The organism is Micromonospora echinofusca (assembly GCF_900091445.1).
Lineage (GTDB): Bacteria > Actinomycetota > Actinomycetes > Mycobacteriales > Micromonosporaceae > Micromonospora > Micromonospora echinofusca.
The window spans coordinates 3,906,023-3,923,766 of sequence record NZ_LT607733.1 but is presented as its reverse complement, the minus strand read 5'-3'; the positions used below and the strand labels follow the sequence as shown (position 1 = coordinate 3,923,766).

14 protein-coding genes are annotated in these 17,744 nt (G+C 70.9%); 9 read left to right on the top strand and 5 right to left on the bottom strand.

Going from position 1 to position 17,744, the window contains the following annotated elements; all coding sequences use genetic code 11:
• Positions 1-4: 4 nt before the first annotated feature.
• Complete coding sequence (locus tag GA0070610_RS16460; RefSeq protein ID WP_089000860.1) at positions 5-1,048, bottom strand: aldo/keto reductase; 1,044 nt, start codon at positions 1,046-1,048, stop codon at positions 5-7.
• 365 nt (positions 1,049-1,413) lie between these two features.
• On the opposite strand from GA0070610_RS16460, the gene GA0070610_RS16455 reads away from it, so the two are divergent.
• A complete protein-coding gene (locus GA0070610_RS16455) occupies positions 1,414-2,544 on the top strand; it encodes a nucleotidyltransferase domain-containing protein (protein WP_089000859.1) in 1,131 nt (376 codons plus the stop codon).
• Between the two features lie 66 nt (positions 2,545-2,610).
• Here the strand turns inward: GA0070610_RS16455 and GA0070610_RS16450 are convergent, their stop codons facing one another.
• The 4 genes from GA0070610_RS16450 to GA0070610_RS16435 are packed head-to-tail and all read right to left on the bottom strand — an operon-like array spanning position 2,611 to position 7,094.
• Positions 2,611-4,191: a hypothetical protein gene (locus GA0070610_RS16450; protein ID WP_089000858.1), complete on the bottom strand. Its 1,581-nt coding sequence runs from the start codon at positions 4,189-4,191 to the stop codon at positions 2,611-2,613.
• A gap of 8 nt (positions 4,192-4,199) precedes the next feature.
• The gene (glf, locus tag GA0070610_RS16445) at positions 4,200-5,405 is read right to left on the bottom strand and encodes a UDP-galactopyranose mutase (RefSeq protein WP_089000857.1); all 1,206 of its coding nucleotides are present in this window, start codon (positions 5,403-5,405) and stop codon (positions 4,200-4,202) included.
• Positions 5,402-6,322, bottom strand: coding sequence for a phosphotransferase family protein (locus GA0070610_RS16440; RefSeq protein WP_089000856.1), 921 nt, complete (start codon positions 6,320-6,322; stop codon positions 5,402-5,404). Before GA0070610_RS16440 ends, glf begins: the two co-directional genes overlap by 4 nt.
• On the bottom strand, positions 6,312-7,094 hold the full coding sequence (locus GA0070610_RS16435) for a phosphotransferase (RefSeq protein WP_157747175.1): 783 nt from the start codon (positions 7,092-7,094) through the stop codon (positions 6,312-6,314). Before GA0070610_RS16435 ends, GA0070610_RS16440 begins: the two co-directional genes overlap by 11 nt.
• Before the next feature lie 852 nt (positions 7,095-7,946).
• Here GA0070610_RS16435 and GA0070610_RS16430 point away from each other — a divergent pair.
• From GA0070610_RS16430 to GA0070610_RS16395, 8 genes are all read left to right on the top strand, one after another.
• On the top strand, positions 7,947-8,972 hold the full coding sequence (locus GA0070610_RS16430) for a ParB/RepB/Spo0J family partition protein (RefSeq protein ID WP_089000854.1): 1,026 nt from the start codon (positions 7,947-7,949) through the stop codon (positions 8,970-8,972).
• A 36-nt stretch (positions 8,973-9,008) separates the two neighbouring features.
• Positions 9,009-10,523, top strand: coding sequence for a class I adenylate-forming enzyme family protein (locus GA0070610_RS16425; protein WP_089000853.1), 1,515 nt, complete (start codon positions 9,009-9,011; stop codon positions 10,521-10,523).
• An 80-nt stretch (positions 10,524-10,603) separates the two neighbouring features.
• Positions 10,604-12,268, top strand: coding sequence for a condensation domain-containing protein (locus tag GA0070610_RS16420; protein WP_089000852.1), 1,665 nt, complete (start codon positions 10,604-10,606; stop codon positions 12,266-12,268).
• Positions 12,269-12,270: 2 nt separating this feature from the next.
• On the top strand, positions 12,271-12,537 hold the full coding sequence (locus tag GA0070610_RS16415) for an acyl carrier protein (RefSeq protein WP_089000851.1): 267 nt from the start codon (positions 12,271-12,273) through the stop codon (positions 12,535-12,537).
• Positions 12,538-12,540: 3 nt separating this feature from the next.
• A complete protein-coding gene (locus GA0070610_RS16410) occupies positions 12,541-13,740 on the top strand; it encodes an AMP-binding enzyme (RefSeq protein WP_089000850.1) in 1,200 nt (399 codons plus the stop codon).
• A complete protein-coding gene (locus GA0070610_RS16405) occupies positions 13,733-14,461 on the top strand; it encodes an SDR family NAD(P)-dependent oxidoreductase (RefSeq protein ID WP_157747174.1) in 729 nt (242 codons plus the stop codon). The genes GA0070610_RS16410 and GA0070610_RS16405 overlap by 8 nt, the downstream gene beginning before the upstream one ends.
• Positions 14,458-16,836, top strand: coding sequence for a peptidase domain-containing ABC transporter (locus GA0070610_RS16400; RefSeq protein ID WP_089000848.1), 2,379 nt, complete (start codon positions 14,458-14,460; stop codon positions 16,834-16,836). The genes GA0070610_RS16405 and GA0070610_RS16400 overlap by 4 nt, the downstream gene beginning before the upstream one ends.
• Positions 16,833-17,744, top strand: coding sequence for a transglutaminase domain-containing protein (locus GA0070610_RS16395; protein ID WP_089000847.1), 912 nt, complete (start codon positions 16,833-16,835; stop codon positions 17,742-17,744). Before GA0070610_RS16400 ends, GA0070610_RS16395 begins: the two co-directional genes overlap by 4 nt.

Sequence of the window (17,744 nt, the reverse complement as noted above, 5' to 3'; positions counted from 1 at the left end):
TGGCTCAACATTCCTCGCTGTCACGTTTGCCGCGATGGCCCTGCTCGATGGTCCGGAACCACAGGCTGCTGCCGGGGGGGACGATCGCATCGACCGCCTGACGGGCCTGTGCGTCGACGACGGTCCCTGTCGCCTTGAGCGCGAGCGTGAGTTGCTCGAGGGTCCGGGGACCGATGATGGTGCTGGTCACGTCACCGCTGCCGGCCAGCCACGAGTGAGCGAACTCGGGCAGCGACTGGCCGTGCTCGGCTGCGAGATCCAGCAGCGCGGCCAGGGCACGCTGCACCGGCTCCCAGATCGCGCCGCTCGGTGACCACCATTCGGTGAAGCGGGCGGCGGCGGGCGGCTCCCCGAGGAACCGTTCACTGAGGTAGCCCATCGCCAGCGGGCTGTAGGCGACAAAGCCGACACCGTACTCGCGGCAGATGGGAAGGATGTCCCGTTCGACCTCGCGTTCGAGCAGGTTGTAGGGCGACTGCTCGGCGACCGGGCCGGGAATGCCGAGCGAGCCTCGTGCCAGCACGGCCATCTCGACCAGACGCCAGGTCGGCACCACGCCGAGGCCGGCCTGCTCGGCCATCTCCTCCGGGCTCGGCATCGTGGATGTGCCGATGTAACGGACCTTTCCGTCCCGCACGAGGTCCGCCAAGGCCCCGAGGGTCTCCTCGACGGGCGTCCGTAGGTCGTGCCGGTGCAGGTGGAAGATGTCGATGTGGTCGACGCCCAGGCGGCGCAGGGACCGCTCGCACTCACGCTTGATGGCGTACGCGGAGTTGCCCCAGTCGTTGGGACCCGGTCCGACCTCGTTGTAGCACTTGGTGGCGATCAGGACGTCGTCGCGGCGGTGACGGATGGCCTTGCCGAGGATCTGTTCGCTGCGGCCGTCCTGGTAGGCGTTGGCGGTGTCGACGAGGTTGACGCCGGCGTCGAGCGCCGTGTGGATGATCTCCTCGGCCGCGGCCTCGTCGGTCGGGCCGCCGAAGTTGAAGGTACCCAGAGTGACCGTGGAAACACGCAAGCCGCTGCGGCCCAGTTGATGGAACTCCATCCACGCCCCCTGCTGTCTCCGCCGAACCCAGCGGCCATTGTGCCGTTGACCGTTATAGTGATCAAGATCGGAGCGAGAGTCCACTAATCAGCTGAACGATCGCCGGGCAGCAGTTGAGCGCTGGTCAACCTCGCTGCCGGCCCGGGCCCCACGCCAGCGCCCCACCCAGCAGCGGAACGCGCCCCGTCGACGGCGACGCCCTTGCGCGCGTCCGACTGACAGGCAGGTGAAACGCTTCCTGGAGACCGTTAAGCTTTGCCGCCCGTCCAGGGGTGAGCTTCACGCAGAGTGAGCTCGTGGCCACTGCGGACGGATGTCGAGTCAGCGCCGTGCAATGCCCGGGGCACCGTCGAGAAGGAGGCCGAATGGCCGAGTTGTCAGCCGAATCGGAGTTGTTGCTCCTGCTCAGCAGGCAGCAGGTGACGGACACGCAGATGGCTCGTGTGCGCACGATCATCAGTCAGGACGAGCCGCGCCTGGACTGGGGGCAATTCGCCGTCCAGGCCGCCAGGCACCGCGTCGCCCCCCTCGTGGGCTGGCATCTCTGGCGCCTGTTGACTACCGAGAGGGTCGCGGGCCTCGATTCTCCCGTCGTGCTGCTCATGTACTCCGCCTACCGGGACACGCAACGTGCCAACGAGCTCATGCTGGCTGAGGTCCAGGCGATCAGCGACGCCGCGGCGGACCAGGGCATCACGGTGCTCATGCGCAAGGGCGGCCATCTGGCCTTCGCGGTCTACCAGGAGCCCGGGACGCGACCGATGGGTGACCTGGACGTCCTCGTCACCAGGGAGGAGGCGCCCACCCTGGTCAAGGCGCTCGAGGGACTCGGTTATGTGGAAGGCAACCCGACGCGCGTCGACATCGTCCCGCTGAGCAAGCGGGAACGGGCCTTCTGGCGCCTGTACGGCAGCGACCTGCCCAAGATGAACAAGTTCGGCGAGTTCCACCGGCCGATCGTCAGCATCGACATCAACGTCTCGTTGGCGCTGCCCGGCAAGGGTTACGACGTTCCGGTCGGTGCCGTCCTGGCGCACGCCGGCCGCCACCGGTACGGGGACGCCTCGTTCCTCGTGCCGTCCCCCGAGGACGCGGTCATCGACCTCGCCGCCCACATCTACAAGACCTCGACGACCCTCAGGTTCATGAACCGCGGCAAGCACCGGCAGCTGCTCAAGTACGTCGACATCGCCGAGGTCGTGCGCCGTGCCGGCCCGGACCTCTTGTGGGACCTGTTGCTCGAGCGGGTGGACGAGTACGCGGTGGCCGGCCCCGTCTTCTACGGGCTCGCGCACCTGCGGATGCTCTTCCCGGACGCCGTCCCCGCGGACGCCCTGACCGCGCTGCGGCAACGGTGCCCGGAGCCGGAGCGCCTGCTCAACGAGTACGGCCAGTGGGACCTGCCGGAGCCGCGCGCCTGGCAGCAGGACTTCCTCACCCGGTTCTTCGACCCGGACGCCGACCGCGACCTGCCCGCCTCGAAGTCACTCGTGTGACGACAGGAGGCGCTTGGGCGATGCCGCCCGAGCGCCTCCTGCCTCGCGAGCGACGCGAGGACCGGTCTACCGTTCGGTCTTCCCGGACAGCACCGGCGTGCCCACCCGCCAGGAGCGGAGCATGCGCAGGAACATCAGCCACGGGCCGGTGGCGCTGACGAAGGGCGCGGCGACGAACGTCGCCACGAGCGTCAGCCTCGGACGTCTCCCGGTCAACCAGCTGACGGAGCGGTCCTGGCGGTCGATCCCGCCCAGTCGCGGCAGCAGCGCCAGCAGCAGGACGGCCGTGACGGGATACGCCACCAGGCCGGTGCCGACGGCGAGCACGGTCCACCAGCCGCCCCCCAGCGCCGTGATCACCAGCCCGGCGGGGATGAGCAGCACTCCGGCGAACCAGATGCCGATGTCGAACAGCTCCTTCGCCACCAGCAACCATTTGCCTGGCAGGCTGACCGGCGACGGGTAGGGGCGTACGTGGTCCAGTTCCCGGGCGACCCCCAGGCTGCCGTAGCAGACATTGGCCCACCCGTTCATCATCGACCTGGTCTGGTAGTAGGGCTCGGTCAGGTTGAAGCTCGGCACCAACGCCTGCTCGACGCCGAGCAGCGAGGCGCGGTGCCCGACCGGCTCCTGCATCTCCGGGAACGGGCCGAGCTCGCGCCACGCGCCGAGATGGACGAACGTCCCCGAGCCGATCGCGTAGATCATCGGGCGGAACGGCGCGGCGAGCAGTCGAACCAGGCGCGGGCTGCGGCGCAACAGGTCGTTCTGGAGTATCCGCCCGACCTCGACGGCCAGGCCACGCCGCAGCCAGTACAGCACCTGTCCGCGCATCAGGGCGCCGTCGGCACCGGGGGCGAAGGGAGCCCGGAACCGCAGCGGCAGCTGCACCTGGTGCAGCAGCGCCGGCGGGCGGCGGCCCGCGGCGACCGCCCCACGCACCAGGTCTCCCACCGCCACGAAGGTCTCCCCGTGGGCCACCGCGTCGAAGTCGTAGACGGCCAGGTAGACGCTGTCCGGGTCGACGCCCGGCAACAACTCGGGTAGCAGCTCCACCGCGTAGTTGAGCTGGGAACCCTTGCGCCCGTCGGTGTGGGGGAAGTGAACGTGGCACGAGCGGTGCGTACCGGGCCTGCCGTTCAACTCGGCGGTGATCTGCCGGCACAGCTCCTCCGTGGTGGGCGTCGCGTCGAAGGCGCGGCGCAGCACACCGGGCCACTCGTCCGGCGACGTCCGCTCCAGCTCGTCGAGCGTCGCGGCGATCACCGACGGCGCGAGCACCTTCTCCAGTGCCCGCTCCCGGCTGCCACGCCTGGCCAGACCGTGTAGTTCGGTGACCACGGCGGGCAGGGCCGCCTCCTGGGCGGCACGTTCGGCCGTCTCGCGTTCGCTCGTGATGGCGACCGATATCAACGTCCCGGGATATCGCGCGGTGGCGAACGATTCCAGCGTCTCGCGCACCAGGCGCTGCTCGCGCAGGGCCGGCAGCATGACCACGATGACGGGAAGGTCTGCGGGGGACGCGGCCGGCGCCGCAGGGCGGTCGCGGACCGCCCGTGCCGCCACGATGATCCAAACGAGTACCCAGACCGCGTGCGCGGCGAACAGGATCGCCACGACGCGGCCCAGCACGGTGATCGTCTGCAAGATGGTGCCTACTCTTTGTCGTCGGTGGTCGGACCGGTGGACCCGAGCGGGCGCCGATCGCGGAAGTAGGGCACGATCCGGTTCTCGAACATCGCCAGCGCGGAACCGATCGCCATGTGCATGTCCAGGTACTGGTAGGTGCCGAGCCGTCCGCCGAAGAGCACGTTGCGCTCGGCGGTCTCCTGCCGGGCCAACATCCGGTACGTCCGCAGCGCATCCCGGTCCCCGGCCGTGTTGATCGGGTAGTACGGCTCGTCCTGGTCGCCGGCGGAGCGCGAGTACTCGCGGACCAGCACCGTACGGTCGCCGCGGTACGACCGTTCCGGGTGCATGTGGCGGTACTCCACGTTCCGGGTGAACGGCACCGACTCCTCGGCGTAGTTGATCGTCGTGGTCCCCTGGTAGTCGCGGACCGGCGCCACTTCCCGCTCGAAGTCGAGCGTGCGCCAGCCGAGCCGACCCCCGCTGTAGCGGAAGTAGCGGTCCAGCGGACCGGTGTAGACGACCGGCGTCCCGTCCGGAATGGCGTCGGCCAGCTCGAAGAAGTCCGTGTTCAGGCGCAGGTCGATGCGCGGGTCGGCCGCCATCCGCGACAGCCAGGCGGTGTACCCGTCGACCGGAAGGCCTTCGTACGTGTCGTTGAAGTACCGGTTGTTGAAGTCGAACCGCACCGGCAGCCGGGCGATGACAGACCCGGGAAGTTCCTTCGGGTCTGTCTGCCACTGCTTGGCCGTGTATCCCCGGAAGAACGCGTCGTAGAGAGGCCTTCCCACCAGTGAGATGCCCTTTTCCTCGTGGCTCGGATCAGGGGGGAGTTGACCGATCTCGGCCGCCTGTTCGGCAATCAGTGCCCGTGCCTCGTCCGGGGTGAGGTAGCGGCCGAAGAATTGGCAGATCGTCGCGAGGTTGACCGGCAGGGGATACACCTGCCCCTGATAGAGGGTGAAAGCCTTGTGCCGGTATCCGGTGAACTCGGTGAAACGGTTGACGTAGGCCCAGATTCGCTCGTTCGAGGTGTGGAAGATATGGGGGCCATATCTGTGCACCTCGATTCCGGTGTCCGGGTCGACCTCCGAGTAGGCGTTGCCACCGTGATGGTCGCGCCGTTCCAGGACCAGCACCCGCTTGTCCAACTCGGCGGCGGTCCGCTCGGCGATCGTCAATCCGAACAGGCCGGATCCGACGACCACCAGGTCGTAGCCTTCGAATGTCATGTCACTGCCTCTCCGAGTAGCCAGGCCGCCGACCGGCGCTCGTCGCTGAGGCGCTGCTTCCATTCGGCCACTGCCTGCGGCTCCTTCTCGGCGAAGAGGGCGACGTAGGAAAGAGCCGTGATGATTTTGTGCAGGTGCAGCCCGGCTTCGACGTCACGTGGCGGGGTCGGGTGGGTCCGGTGCGCCGCATAGGCGGTGTGGAACGCTGCCCGTTCGGTGTCGTCCGCGAAGCACCACCAGTCGAGCTTCACGAAGTCCTCCACCGGGTCACCGGGCCGGGCGAAGTCCATGTCCAGCAGCCATACGTCGCCGGATCTGTCGACCAGCACGTTGGGTAGGTGCACATCGAGGTGGGTCAGCCGCGGAGACATCGACGGCAGCACCTCGGTGACCAGTTCCAGCAGTTTGGCGACGAGCCGATCAAGATCGCTGGGGGTAAATATCTCCAACCTGGCTGCCCGGGCGGCGTAGCGGCGGATCTTGACTGCGACCGTGTCGTGGATGCTGGTCGGCCCCTCCACGGTGTAGGGGATGTCGTGCAGCCGGGCCAGCACCGCGCCCAGCCGTTCGAGCACCCGCCGCCGCTCCCGCCCGTCCCGGGCGGCGAAGTGGTCCTCGGCATCAGTGCCGTCGATCCACTCCTGGACGAGGAAGGCGTGCCCGTCGCCGTCCGATCCCGAACCCAGCAGGCGCGGCACCGGCACGCCGTGCGCCAGCGCGGTCCTGGTGGCCCTGCGGGCTCCCAGGAAGTCGTCCGCTGCCCGGGAGTCTTCGTTGATCTTGACCAGGTAGTCGCCGTCGGTGGTGTGTACCCGCCATCCGGCGCTGAAGATGCCCTTCGTGACCGGTGTCGCCCCCAGCGGGGCCGCCTGCGGCACCACCGAGGTCAGGATGTCGATGGCCGCGTCAGCTTGCATCGGAGCCTCCGGGGGAGTGGATGCCGTCGTACAGGTCGGTCAGCTCGGTCAGGCAGCGGTGCGCCAGCGCGGCCGAGGCGGCACCCGGCCTGCTGCTCGCGCTCATCAGGCGGCTGAACAGGTGCAGCCGCAGGTAGAGGTCGACGGTGGGCGACCGTGGGTCGAGGCCGACCCATTCCGCCCACCGCGCCGGCGGCAGGCGCCACTCCCAGGCCAGCCTGACCAGATCCAGGTCGGGGTCGCCGAAGGTCGCCAGCTCCCAGTCGACGAGAACCGGGCCGTGTTCGGTCAGGATGACGTTGCCGGGGTTCGGGTCGCTGTGCAGCAGGTGGGGGCGGGTGTCTTCGAGCACGTCGAGCGCGTGGTGCAGGGTCCGGCACTGCCGCGCCTGCGTGGTGAGACCCAACGTCGTCAGTGTCTCGGCGTACGAGTCGAGCCGGCCCGCCAGGAACCCGGCCCAGCTCGGTTGGTCGGGCGCGTGCAGCCGACCGAAGGCGGGTCCGGTGATCGTGTGCGCGGCCCGCAACGCGGCGACCGATGCCCGCACGTCGAGGGCGCTGGCGGGGTTCGGTGCGCTGCCCCGCACGTACCGGATGAGGGCCGCGCTGTGCCGGCCGAACGTCGCGCTGCCGATGACCTCGGGTACCGGCGCGTGTCCGCGCAGCGACTCGAGTGCCGCCACCTCGGTGTCGCGGCGCCAGGCAGCGGTGTAGAGCTTGAGCACGGCGAGGGGGCGCAGCACCAGCACCCGGTTGGTCTCCCGCTCAGTCACGACTGCCGCTCCGGTCCGGTGCGTGGTGTCGGGTGAACCGTCGTCGCGGACCCGGCGCGGGTGCCTGTCCCCGCGCCGCGGTCGGCACATCGACCGTCGGGCGGCTCAGGCGCGTCCGTGCCCGCGTCGTACGGCTCACCCCGCAGCCCGTGTCGCGGGGTTGGCGGGAGTCCGCCACCGAAGCCGGCGCCCCGGCAGGACGCCTGCTCCGGTGGCCGGTGCCCCACATGCTGACGACCCGGCCGGCGGCCGGGCGGGGTGGCGGTGCGCGACGACAGTGGCCGGCAGCTTCAATTTCTGTGGCATTGGCCCCCGCCCGTACGTCCTAATTGGTTTGCTGGTGTCTCTGAAGTGTTTTGTCGAGCAAGGGCGAACGGCATTTCTCGAACGCCACGCCCGCCTTCGGCCGGACAACTGGCCAATGGTCTTGGGGCCTGCATAGTACCGACCGTGATGGTGATCCACAAGCATGCTCATGGCCCATTTGCGTCAGAGGGTCGCCACCCTCCGTGTTGCTCGGTCGCAATTCGGCATGGACTGCGGCGATTTCTGCGTCGGACAATTACCGACTGTCCGCAGGGTGTTTACGCGCTGATGCTGTCGAGCTGTCCCGACCTGCGTGAAGTCGAACTGTCGGTACGTCCGTCGTTACCGTTCGAATTGCTGTCGGTGGCGCTCTGGAAGGCGTCTGCCTGCGGGTTGTAGCATGGCCGCCACGGGTATTTCGTGACGGACGGGTAATGGTGGCGGGCCCAAATCGTCGGGAAGTGCGACTGTGTGTTGTCACAGGTGCACGGGGCGACCAGCGTCAGCGCAACCATTCTCACTGTGGCGACTTGGCGCGAGGGACGAATGAAGAGACGACCGGATAGCGACTCCACCGCACAGTCCGCCCAGGCGGGGGAGGCAGCGGCTCCGGAGGTCGACGTGGCCGACGTGCGCTCGTTGCGGGTCGGCTTCTCCCCGAGACTGGACGGGATCAGCGCGAGACACGTCACGACCCTCGTCGAGCTGACCGTCGAGCTGCCACCGATCGTCGTCCAGCGGTCCTCGCTGCGGGTGGTTGACGGCATGCACCGGCTACGGGCCGCGCGTGTGCGGGGTGACCGCCAGTTGCCGGTCGTCTACTTCGACGGCTCCGACGCGGACGCCTTCGTGGCCGCGGTGCAGCTGAACCTCGAGCACGGCCTGCCGCTGAGCGCCCGGGACCGGCTGGCCGCTGCCAAGCGGATCCTCGCCTCGCACCCCCAGTGGTCCGACCGCCGGATAGCGGCGGTGTGCGGCGTCGCCGCCAAGACCGTCGCCGGCCTGCGGCGGCGATCCCTGGACACGGGCCACCACCAGGACGTCCGGATCGGCCGGGACGGGCGCCGGCACCCGGTCTCGACAGAAGAGGGCCGGCGGTTGGCCGAGGCGATCGTGCGTCGCGAGCCCGATGCCAGCCTGCGCGAGGTGGCGCGCCGGTCAGGCATCTCGGTCGGGACGGCCTTCGACGTCCGCCGCAAGGCGCTCGGCGGCGGCGCCTGCGTCCCGGCCGGGCAGAAGGCCCCGGCACCGCCGCTCGCCGAGTTGGCAGCCGTCTCGTCCCCCGACGGGCTGCCGGCGACTGACCAGGAGCTCGCCGCCAACATCCGACTGCAGCTGGAGCGGCTCCGCCAGGATCCCGCGCTGCGCTACACGGACCACGGCAAGGCCCTGCTCCGGCTGCTCACCGGGACGCTCGCCTTCATCTCGCAGTCGTCGAACACCGCTGGCAACGTTCCCGCGCACTGCCACGAGTCGCTTCGTGTCGTCGCCCAGGCCTGCGCGGGGGGCTGGTACCAATTCAGCCAGATGCTGCCCGAGGAGCGCAGACGGCACCGGACGGTCGGGCGTTGAGCCTCGCCGCCAGGGGCAGCTCAGCCCGGTCCTGACATGCGGATCCACACCCTGCTGGACACCGCCGCGCGACGGCATCCCCAGCGCACCGCGGTCGTCGACCGGAGTCACCGGTGGAGCTACCAGGAACTCCGGCAGCGAAGCGTCAACCTGGCCGGTCGGTTCCGCGCACTGGGCCTGCTGCCGGGGGACCGGATCGCCGTGCGGTCCGGCGGCGCCGGCTTCGCCGCGATCCTGTTCGCGGCGTCGTACGCGGACCTGACGCTGGCGCCGCTGTCGGCCATGATGCGTCCGTTCCAACTTCGGGCGGTACTCGCTGACATCGAACCAGCCCTCGTGGTGGGGATCGACCCCGCAGCCGTCGAGGTGTCCGCCCGCACCTGGTCGTCGGGACAGTTCCGGGAGATCCTGGAGACGCTCGACGCGCCGGTCGGGGACGCGGACCAGACCGATGCCCGCCGTGCCGACGGTGGCCTGGAGGCGCCCGCCCTCCTGATGTACACGTCGGGCAGCAGCGCGCGGCCCAAGGGGGTGGTCTGTCCGCACGACAGCGTCCTCTTCGCGACCCGGGCGATCGGACAGGTCCTCGGCTACCGGCCGGACGACGTCGTGCTCTCCTGCGTGCCGCCCTCGTTCGACTACGGGCTCTACCAGCTCCTGCTCGCCACGGCTGCGGGCTCGCGGTGGGAGGCGCTCGAGGCAGGGGAGGGGATCGCCCTCCTCGAACGGATCACCAGCGCGGGGGCCACCGTCGTGCCCGTCGTGCCGGAGATCGCCACCGCGCTGCTCCGGCTGGCGGCCAGGACGGCGCTCCCGGTGCCGCAGCCGGTCCGGATGTTCACGAACACCGGCGCCCGGATGTCGCCACGGCTCGCAGACGGGCTGCGGGACGCGTTCCCGGGCGCGGCCGTGGTGCAGATGTACGGCCTGACCGAATGCAAGCGAGCCACGATCCTGGAGCCGGACGGCGACCTGGAACGCCCAGGGTCCGTCGGGCGCGCGATCCCGGGCACCGTCGTGCGGGTCGTCGACCGTCAGGGTCGACCGCTACCCGCCGGCGACGTCGGCGAGGTCGTCGTCGAGGGCGCGAACGTCATGGCCGGATACTGGCGCGACCGGCAGCTGAGCGCCGCCACCTTCCGGGCGACCGCGGCTGGCCGGCGGCTGCACACGGGCGACCGCGGCCACCTGGACGTCGACGGCCACCTGTATCTGCATGGTCGCGGCGATGACGTCTTCAAGCACCGGGGCGTGCGGTCGAGCATCGCCGAGATCGAGGCGGCGGCCATGGACATCGACGGCGTCGACGGGGCCGCCGCCGTCGCGCCGGACGAGGCGAACCCGCTCACCGTCGTGGTGGCCACCGTCCTGCCGGAGAACGACGTGCTGGCGGAGCTGGCGCGCCGCCTCGAACCGGCCAAGACGCCGGAGCGTTGCGTCGCGGTCCACGCGCTGCCGCTCACCCCGCACGGGAAGGTGGACCGTCAACAGATCCGGGCGATCGCGCGTTCGCACCCACCGCCGACCCCCGTTCAAGTGCGGATTCCTTGACGGTGTCCGGGGAGTTGCTAATCTGCCGATCTTGAATCTGGCCTCCGGTAGGTGACCACTGCTGCTGGGATGAGGACCGTATGTCGTCGCGACCCACCCGCCTTGAGGCGGTCGATCTCGACACCGCTGTCCATCCCCTGCTGCCGGGCCAGCTCGCGCACCACCGCGCCCTGTCGGGGACGGCAGAGCAGGGCGTGGCAGTCTGGATGTCCTACCAGGTCACCGGCCCGCTGGACGTCGCCGCATTCGTCGGCGCGGTGCGCTCGACGGTCGCCCGGCACGCGGCGCTGCGGATCGGTGTCACGACGCTCGACGGTGAACCTGTCCAGTGGGTCCGGCCGATGCCCGACGATCGCCGGCTCGTGGCGACGACCCAGGTCACGGCGAACGACACCGAGCAGTTCACCCGCTACGTGCGCTCCGTCCTCGCGGCGGACATCCGGCGCCCCTTCGACCTCGCGGTCGAGTACCCGTTCGTGCTGCGGTTGCTGCGGTTCACTCCGACTCTGCACGCCGTGCTCGGGGTGTTCTCCAACTACGCCGTTGACGCCACCGCGCGGATGATCGTCGTACGCGACCTGTGGGGCGCCTACTTCGGCGGCGGGACCGACGCCGACCCCGTGGACGCCGACTACCTCGCCGCGGTGACCGGCCAGGCCGCCGCCGCCGACTCGGCGCGCGCCCAGGCGGTGTCCGCGTACTGGCGGCAGCGTGGCCCGTGGCTGCCGCCCCGGTGCCAGTTCCTTCCGGGGCTCGGCGGGCCGTCCGCGACCGTCGCCCACACCGAGCTGCTGACCCTGGTCGAGGACGAGTGGAAGGACGTGCGCGAGCGCTGGCAGGCCGCCGGCTTCAGCACCGTCCAGTGGCTCCTCACGTTGTTCGCGGCCGCCGCGTTCCAGCTGACGCCGCAGGACCGCCTCGTCGTCTCGATGAAGCTGAACGGCAGGCGTCACGCCGACCAGGGCGTCGTCGGCATGTTCGACGTCGTCGTGCCGGTCGTGCTGGACCGGCCGGACCGGCCCGCCGACCTGCTGGTGCAGGTGCGGCGGGAGCTGTTGTCGGCGACCTCGCGCCGCACCGTCACGCGGCAGGCGTTGGACGACATGTGGGCGACGGCGGTCCGGCGCCTGGGCCGTCCGGTCCACGACACCCTGTCGATGACGTACCTGGAGGACACCGCCGACCGCGACGACGCCGACGGCGATGCGATCGCCATCGAGCGCGGCGCGTACACCCCGACGTTGGTCAGGACCGCCGACGGCCTGCGGATCGCCGCGAACGAGCGGCCCAACGGGCTGGGCGTCCGACTGACCGTCGACGGCGAGACCATGTCGCAGGCCACCTTCACCAGGTTCGTCGCCGCCTTCCGCGCACTGCTGGCCGGAGACGACCCGGCCAGCGCCGCGCCGGCGACGGAGAGCGGCCCCGGGCTCACGCCACTTCGCGCACCCGACGGTGCGGTCGTGCTGGTCGTCGACCTGGCCGAGGTGACCTCGGTCCTCGACTCGCACCCCGCGGTCGCCTCCGCCAGGGTCTCGGTGGAGGTCGCCGAGGACGGCGGATCGCGGCTCGCCGCCGAGGTGACGACCGCCGACGCCGGAGTCACGGCGGACGATCTCGCGAGCCACGTCCGTTCCCACGTCGCCGGCCGGCCGTTCCTGGCGGTCCCGGTGCGCATCGCGGTGGTGTCCGACACCGCCGCCGTCGAACGGTCCGAGGAGCTATTCATGGATGGAGTTGGTTGAGCGTGGAGAGTGTCCACGTCGACACGGTGATCGACGAGGAAACCCTTGACGCGGTGGCGAAGCGGGTGCTCACCGTGCCGCCGGTCGGCGACGCGCCGCGCTACACCGGTGCGATGCAGTTGGCCGAGCTGGAGATCGACAGCCTCGTCGTCGCGGAACTCATCGTCGAGTTCGAGCAGGAGCTGGGTGTACTGCTGGACGTCGTCGCCGTCGACCGGATGGAGACGCTCGCGGACCTCTGCCGGGCGCTGCAACCGGCAGCAGGCTGAGCCATGCCCGTGACTATCCATGCCGATCCGCTGGCGCAGCGGATCGTCCGGCTGCGAGAGGCGGTCGCGGCGACCGGCCTGCGCCACCTCGCGGTCGAGGTGGCCTCCGGGCCGGATCTCGTGGTCGCACTGCGTGCGCTCCGCCCGCTCGACGCGTCCGTGGTCGTGGTGGGTCCGACCGTCACCGCGTCGGCGCTGGCGGAGCTGCGCCCGCAGGCCGTGCTGAACGTCGCGAGCGGGCGGATCCAGCCCACCGAGGAGGGCAGCCGGCCCTCCGGCGCAGGGCAGGGCGGGCTGTGGATCTTCTCGTCGGGCACCACGGGTACCCCGACCCCGACCTACTGGCCCTGGCCGGAGCTGACCCGCGGCGCCGACTGGGACACCGCGCACCGTGACGAGAGGTGGGGGATCGGCTACGCACCCTTCACCTACGCCGGGGTGGAGGCCGTGAGCCAGGCGTTGGGCCGGGCTGCCAGCATCGACTTCCTCACCCCGACCGACCTGGCCGTCGGGACGGGCGCACGCTACGACGTCGTCGCCGGCACCCCGTCGTTCTGGCGGATGGCGGCGCTGCACCGGGGGACCGACGAGGCCCGACCGCAGGTGCACACCGTCTCGATGGGCGGCGAGCCGGTGGACGCCCAGCTGCTACGGCTGATCGAGTCGGCGTTCGCGCCGCAACGCGTCCTGCAGTTCTACGCCAGCACCGAGCTGGGCCGGATCGCCACCGTCTCCGACGGGCTGCCGGGCCTGCCGCTCTCCGTCCTCGACGGGTACGGGCCGACCGGGAAGGCGCTGACGGTGCGTGACGGCGAGCTGCTCCTGTCCCCGGCGCCCGGCGCACCGTACCTGCCGACGGGGGACGAGGCGGCGATCCACGGTGGGCGCCTGCACATCCTCGGGCGACGCGGCGAGGTCATCAACGTGGGTGGGGTGAAGGTCGTGCCCGGCCACGTGGCCCGGCTGCTGCGGGAACTCCCGGACGTCGTCGCGGTCCGCGTCTACCCGGTGCGCAGCAGCGTGCTCGGCGCCGTCGTCGGCGCCGACGTCGTCACGCCGCCGGGCGCCGACCGTGACCTGGTCGTGCAGCGGGTCAAGGCCCATGCCCGCCGCGTACTGGCCCCGGCGGAACAACCGCGTCGCGTCACCGTCGTCGACCAGCTTCCGACGGCACCGTCCGGAAAGGCGGCCCGCGGTGAGTGAGGCGCTCGGGACGGTGTTCGTCACCGGCGGTACCCGGGGCATCGGACTGGCTGTCACCCGGCAGCTGCTGACCGTCGGTTACCGGGTGGTCGCCGTGGCACGGACCGCTCCCAGCGAGTTCGCGGCCCTGCGGGAGTCCGTCGGTGACCCGCTGACGTTCCTCGCCGCCGACCTCACCAGCGGCGACGATCGGCTCGCGGTGGCCAACCGGCTCCGGGAGCGCGCCGATCTCCACGGTCTCGTCAACAACGCGGGGGTGGCGAGCGCGGCTCTGCACGTGGCCGCCGCACGGTCGGACATGACCCGGATGTGGCAGCTCAACGTCGAGGTCCCGATGTCCCTGTCCCAGGCGGCGGTCAAGGCGATGTACCGCCGTGGCGGACGCATCGTCAACATCACCTCGATCGCGGCCCATCGGACCTTCCGTGGGCTCGGCGCGTACACCGCGACCAAGTGCGCTCTGGAAGGGTTCTCGAGGGTGCTCGCCGCCGAGGTCGGCAGCCGGGGCATCACGGTCAACTGCGTCGCTCCGGGCTTCATCGACACCGCCATGACCGCATCGATCGAGGACGGCCTCCGCGCCGCGATCAATCGACGGAACATGCTCAACCGGGCCGCCACCGTCGCCGACGTGGCGCGGTCGGTCGAGTTCCTGCTCTCACCCGCCGCGGAGGCCATCACCGCGCAGGTGCTCCGGGTCGACTCGGGCAGCGGCGGATGAGCACGCTGGACAAGACCGGGCAGGCGGAACAGGCCCCCCGGCCGCCGGAGGCGACGAGCCTACCGACGGAGTTCACCGACCGACGGCAGCGCTTCCGGCGCGAGGCGTTGCGTCACCACGGCGTCAACCGGGAGGCGGGCGACGCGGTGGAGCTCGGCTGGCGGGCGCTACCCGGCCTGGCCGCGTTGCGCAGCCTGCGGTGGCGCAACGTGCGGGCCGCGCTGCGGGTCTCGCGCACCCGGGTTCCGGTCGTGCTCCAGTCGCAGATGAGCGAGTGTGGGGCCGCCGCGCTGGCGATGGTCCTCGCCTACTTCGGTCAACCGGTCCCCCTCGACGAGTTGCGCACCGAGACCAACACGGGCCGGGACGGGGTCGCGGCCCGCGCGATGCTCGCTGCCGCGCGGCGGCGCGGCCTGGTCGCGCGCGGAGTCCGGGTCTCCATCGAAGGGCTGCGCAACCTCCCCCCGGCGACCATCCTCTTCTGGAACTTCATCCACTTCGTCGTGTTGGAGCGGGTGACCGACACCCACCTGTACATCGTCGATCCGGCCTTCGGCCGGCGTAAGGTCAGCCTGGCCGAGGCCGGCAAGGCGTTCACCGGTGTGGCGCTGGAGTTCCATCCACCGGTCGGCGCCACGACGTCGCGGCGAGGGGCCGACGCCCGGAACCTCGGCGCGAGCCGCCTGCCGTACCTGTCGAAGTTCTTCCCGCGTACGGCCGCCTGGGTTCCCCTCGCGCTGACCTCGGTCGCGCTGACCCTGTGCGGCCTGGCGGTGCCGGCCGCCTCCACCTACGTCGTGCACCGGGCGGGCCAGCCCGGCGAACCGGTCAGCGCCTGGCTGCTGTTCGGGGCGGCGGTCGTGCTGTTCGCGATGTACTTCTGGATGCAGACCGTCCGTCGGCTGGCCCTGCTGTCCGTGCAGACCCTCGCCGACAAGTCGGTGACCCTCGGAGCGGTCCACCACCTCGTCGCCCTGCCGTTCGACTACTTCGCCCAGCGCCACACCGGCGACCTCTCCATGCGGGTCCGCACCAGCAACGCGGTCCGTCAGATCCTGACGGGATCCGCGCTGTCGGCCGTGCTCGACGGGGTGCTGGTGCTCGTGTACGGCGGGCTCATCGTCGTCGCGGACCGGCGTCTCGGCGCGCTGGTGCTCACCCTCGCCGTCGCCCAGCTCGCTCTGCTCGCGTTCAGCTGGCGCAAGCAGGAATACCTGACCGCGGCGTTGTTGGAGGCGCAGGCGAAGAGCCACACCGAGCTGTTCCAGTTGCTGGACAGCGTGCCGACGCTGAAGGCCTCCGGGCTGGAGGGCGCCGCGGCGGAGACCTGGAGCCACACGTTCGTCGCCGAGGTGAACGCCAGGACCCGCAGCCGGCGGTTCCTCGGCGTGTGCGAGGCCGTCAGCACCGCGATCCAGTTCCTCGCTCCGCTCGCCGTGCTCGCCGCCGGTCTGGTCCTGCTCGGTCGCGGCGAGATCTCCCTGTCCCGGGTGGTGGGCTTCTCCGCCCTGGCCATGGGAATGTTCGTACCGCTGGCGAGTCTGGTGCAGACCGGGCTGGAGGTCGCCGGCCTGAGGGCCACGTTGACCCGGCTCGCCGACATCCTGGACGCGCGACCGGAAGCCGGCCCGGACGCGGTGGTGCCGTCCCGCGTCACCGGCGCCATCACGCTCGACGACGTGCGGTTCGCCTATCCGGGCGCGCGGACGCCGGCGCTCGTGGACGTCAACGCACAGATCGAGCCCGGGCAGTTCACTCTCATCCTCGGTGAGTCCGGCTCCGGCAAGTCGACGCTCGCCATGCTGCTGGCGGGGCTCTACCTGCCCAGCGCCGGCACGGTGTCCCTCGACGGCACGCCGACGGATCAGCTGGACCGGCCGGCCGCGCGGCGGTCGATGGCGTACGTCCGGCAGGACGCCCGGCTGTTCGGCGGAACCATCCGGGAGAACATCGCGCTCGGCCGGCCGGAGTGCTCCCTGGAGGACGTCATCGCCGCTGCCCGGCTGGCCGAGGTCCACGACGACATCGACGCGATGCCGATGCGGTACGAGACGCTGCTCGGCAGTTCCGGGGCGGGCCTGTCCGGTGGGCAGATCCAACGCATCTCCCTGGCGCGGGCCCTGCTGCGGAACTCCGAGCTGCTGATCCTCGACGAGGCGACCAGCGCCCTCGACCGGCTCACGGAGGACCGCATCATGGCCAACCTGCGCCGGACCGGGCGCTCGCTGGTGGTCGTCGCCCACCGCCTCTCCCATCCCGAGGCCGCCGACCAGATCCTCGTCATGAGCGACGGCAGGCTCGTCCAGCGTGGCCGCCACGAGGACCTGATGGCCGAGGACGGTCTGTACCGGCGCCTCGTGGGAGGTGCCTCGTGACAGCCGAGCGTTGGCTCGACCGGCAGGCGCTCGACGCCCTGCTGCCGCTGATCCTGCAGGTGCCGCACTCGCATCGGCGCTTCGAGATGGACGCCGCCACGGCCGCCGCCGAGTACCAGATCGACGGGCCGGGCCTCGACGTCCTCGTCGCCGCCGGTCTGCCCTCGGCGGCCGGCGCGGACGGCCTCCTGTTCGACGCCACCGACCTGCGCAACGTCTCGGTGCACCTGGACCCGCGCTCGCGCGGGCGCAAGGTCCTCTCCTGGTGGATCCGCGAGCTGGGGCGCCCGACCGCCCACGCCCGCTACCGGATGGACTACGTGGCGCAGTGCCCGGAGCCCGGGCACGACGAGCCGTGCCGGTGGCGCCTCGCGGTGCCGGACGACGCCTGGCACGAGACGACGTCGGTACAGAACCGGGGCGGCGTGCTGCACTCGGTGACGTTCGACCGGCCGCGGACCTGGCCGGAACTGCCGACCGCGGTGCTCGACCTGCTGGCGGAGACCCGGCACATCCGGTTCCTCTGGCTGCCGGAGACGTTGCGCGCCGACAGCGCCTTCGTCCGTGACACCGGGATCGGCGACTGCGTCGGCGTGGCCCACCTGCTGGTCGAGGAGGCCCGCAGGCGGGGACTGACCGCCCGGTTCTCCTTCGGCAGGTCGCTGACCCCACCGATCTCCGCATCGCACTCGTGGGCGGAGTTCCAGGTCGACGGGGTCTGGGTCCCGGTCGACCCGGTGCTCCTGGACGCCCTTGGGCAGTGGGGCATGGCCGGGCCAGAGTGGCAGCGCGACCGCTCGCTCGGTGCCATTCTCGGCCGCGTCGGACCCAGCTGGCGCGACCTGGTGACGCATGCCGGTCAGCCGGTTTTCGCGAGATTCCCAACCTACCGCGACACGGGAGGGTGA

Bases quoted from the DNA above. Each gene is read 5' to 3' on its own strand.
- GA0070610_RS16460 (WP_089000860.1), bottom strand. From the start codon at position 1,048: ATGGAGTTCCATCAACTGGGCCGCAGCGGCTTGCGTGTTTCCACGGTC.
- GA0070610_RS16455 (WP_089000859.1), top strand. From the start codon at position 1,414: ATGGCCGAGTTGTCAGCCGAATCGGAGTTGTTGCTCCTGCTCAGCAGG.
- glf (WP_089000857.1), bottom strand. From the start codon at position 5,405: ATGACATTCGAAGGCTACGACCTGGTGGTCGTCGGATCCGGCCTGTTC.
- GA0070610_RS16440 (WP_089000856.1), bottom strand. From the start codon at position 6,322: ATGCAAGCTGACGCGGCCATCGACATCCTGACCTCGGTGGTGCCGCAG.
- GA0070610_RS16430 (WP_089000854.1), top strand. From the start codon at position 7,947: ATGAAGAGACGACCGGATAGCGACTCCACCGCACAGTCCGCCCAGGCG.
- GA0070610_RS16425 (WP_089000853.1), top strand. From the start codon at position 9,009: ATGCGGATCCACACCCTGCTGGACACCGCCGCGCGACGGCATCCCCAG.
- GA0070610_RS16420 (WP_089000852.1), top strand. From the start codon at position 10,604: ATGTCGTCGCGACCCACCCGCCTTGAGGCGGTCGATCTCGACACCGCT.
- GA0070610_RS16410 (WP_089000850.1), top strand. From the start codon at position 12,541: ATGCCCGTGACTATCCATGCCGATCCGCTGGCGCAGCGGATCGTCCGG.
- GA0070610_RS16400 (WP_089000848.1), top strand. From the start codon at position 14,458: ATGAGCACGCTGGACAAGACCGGGCAGGCGGAACAGGCCCCCCGGCCG.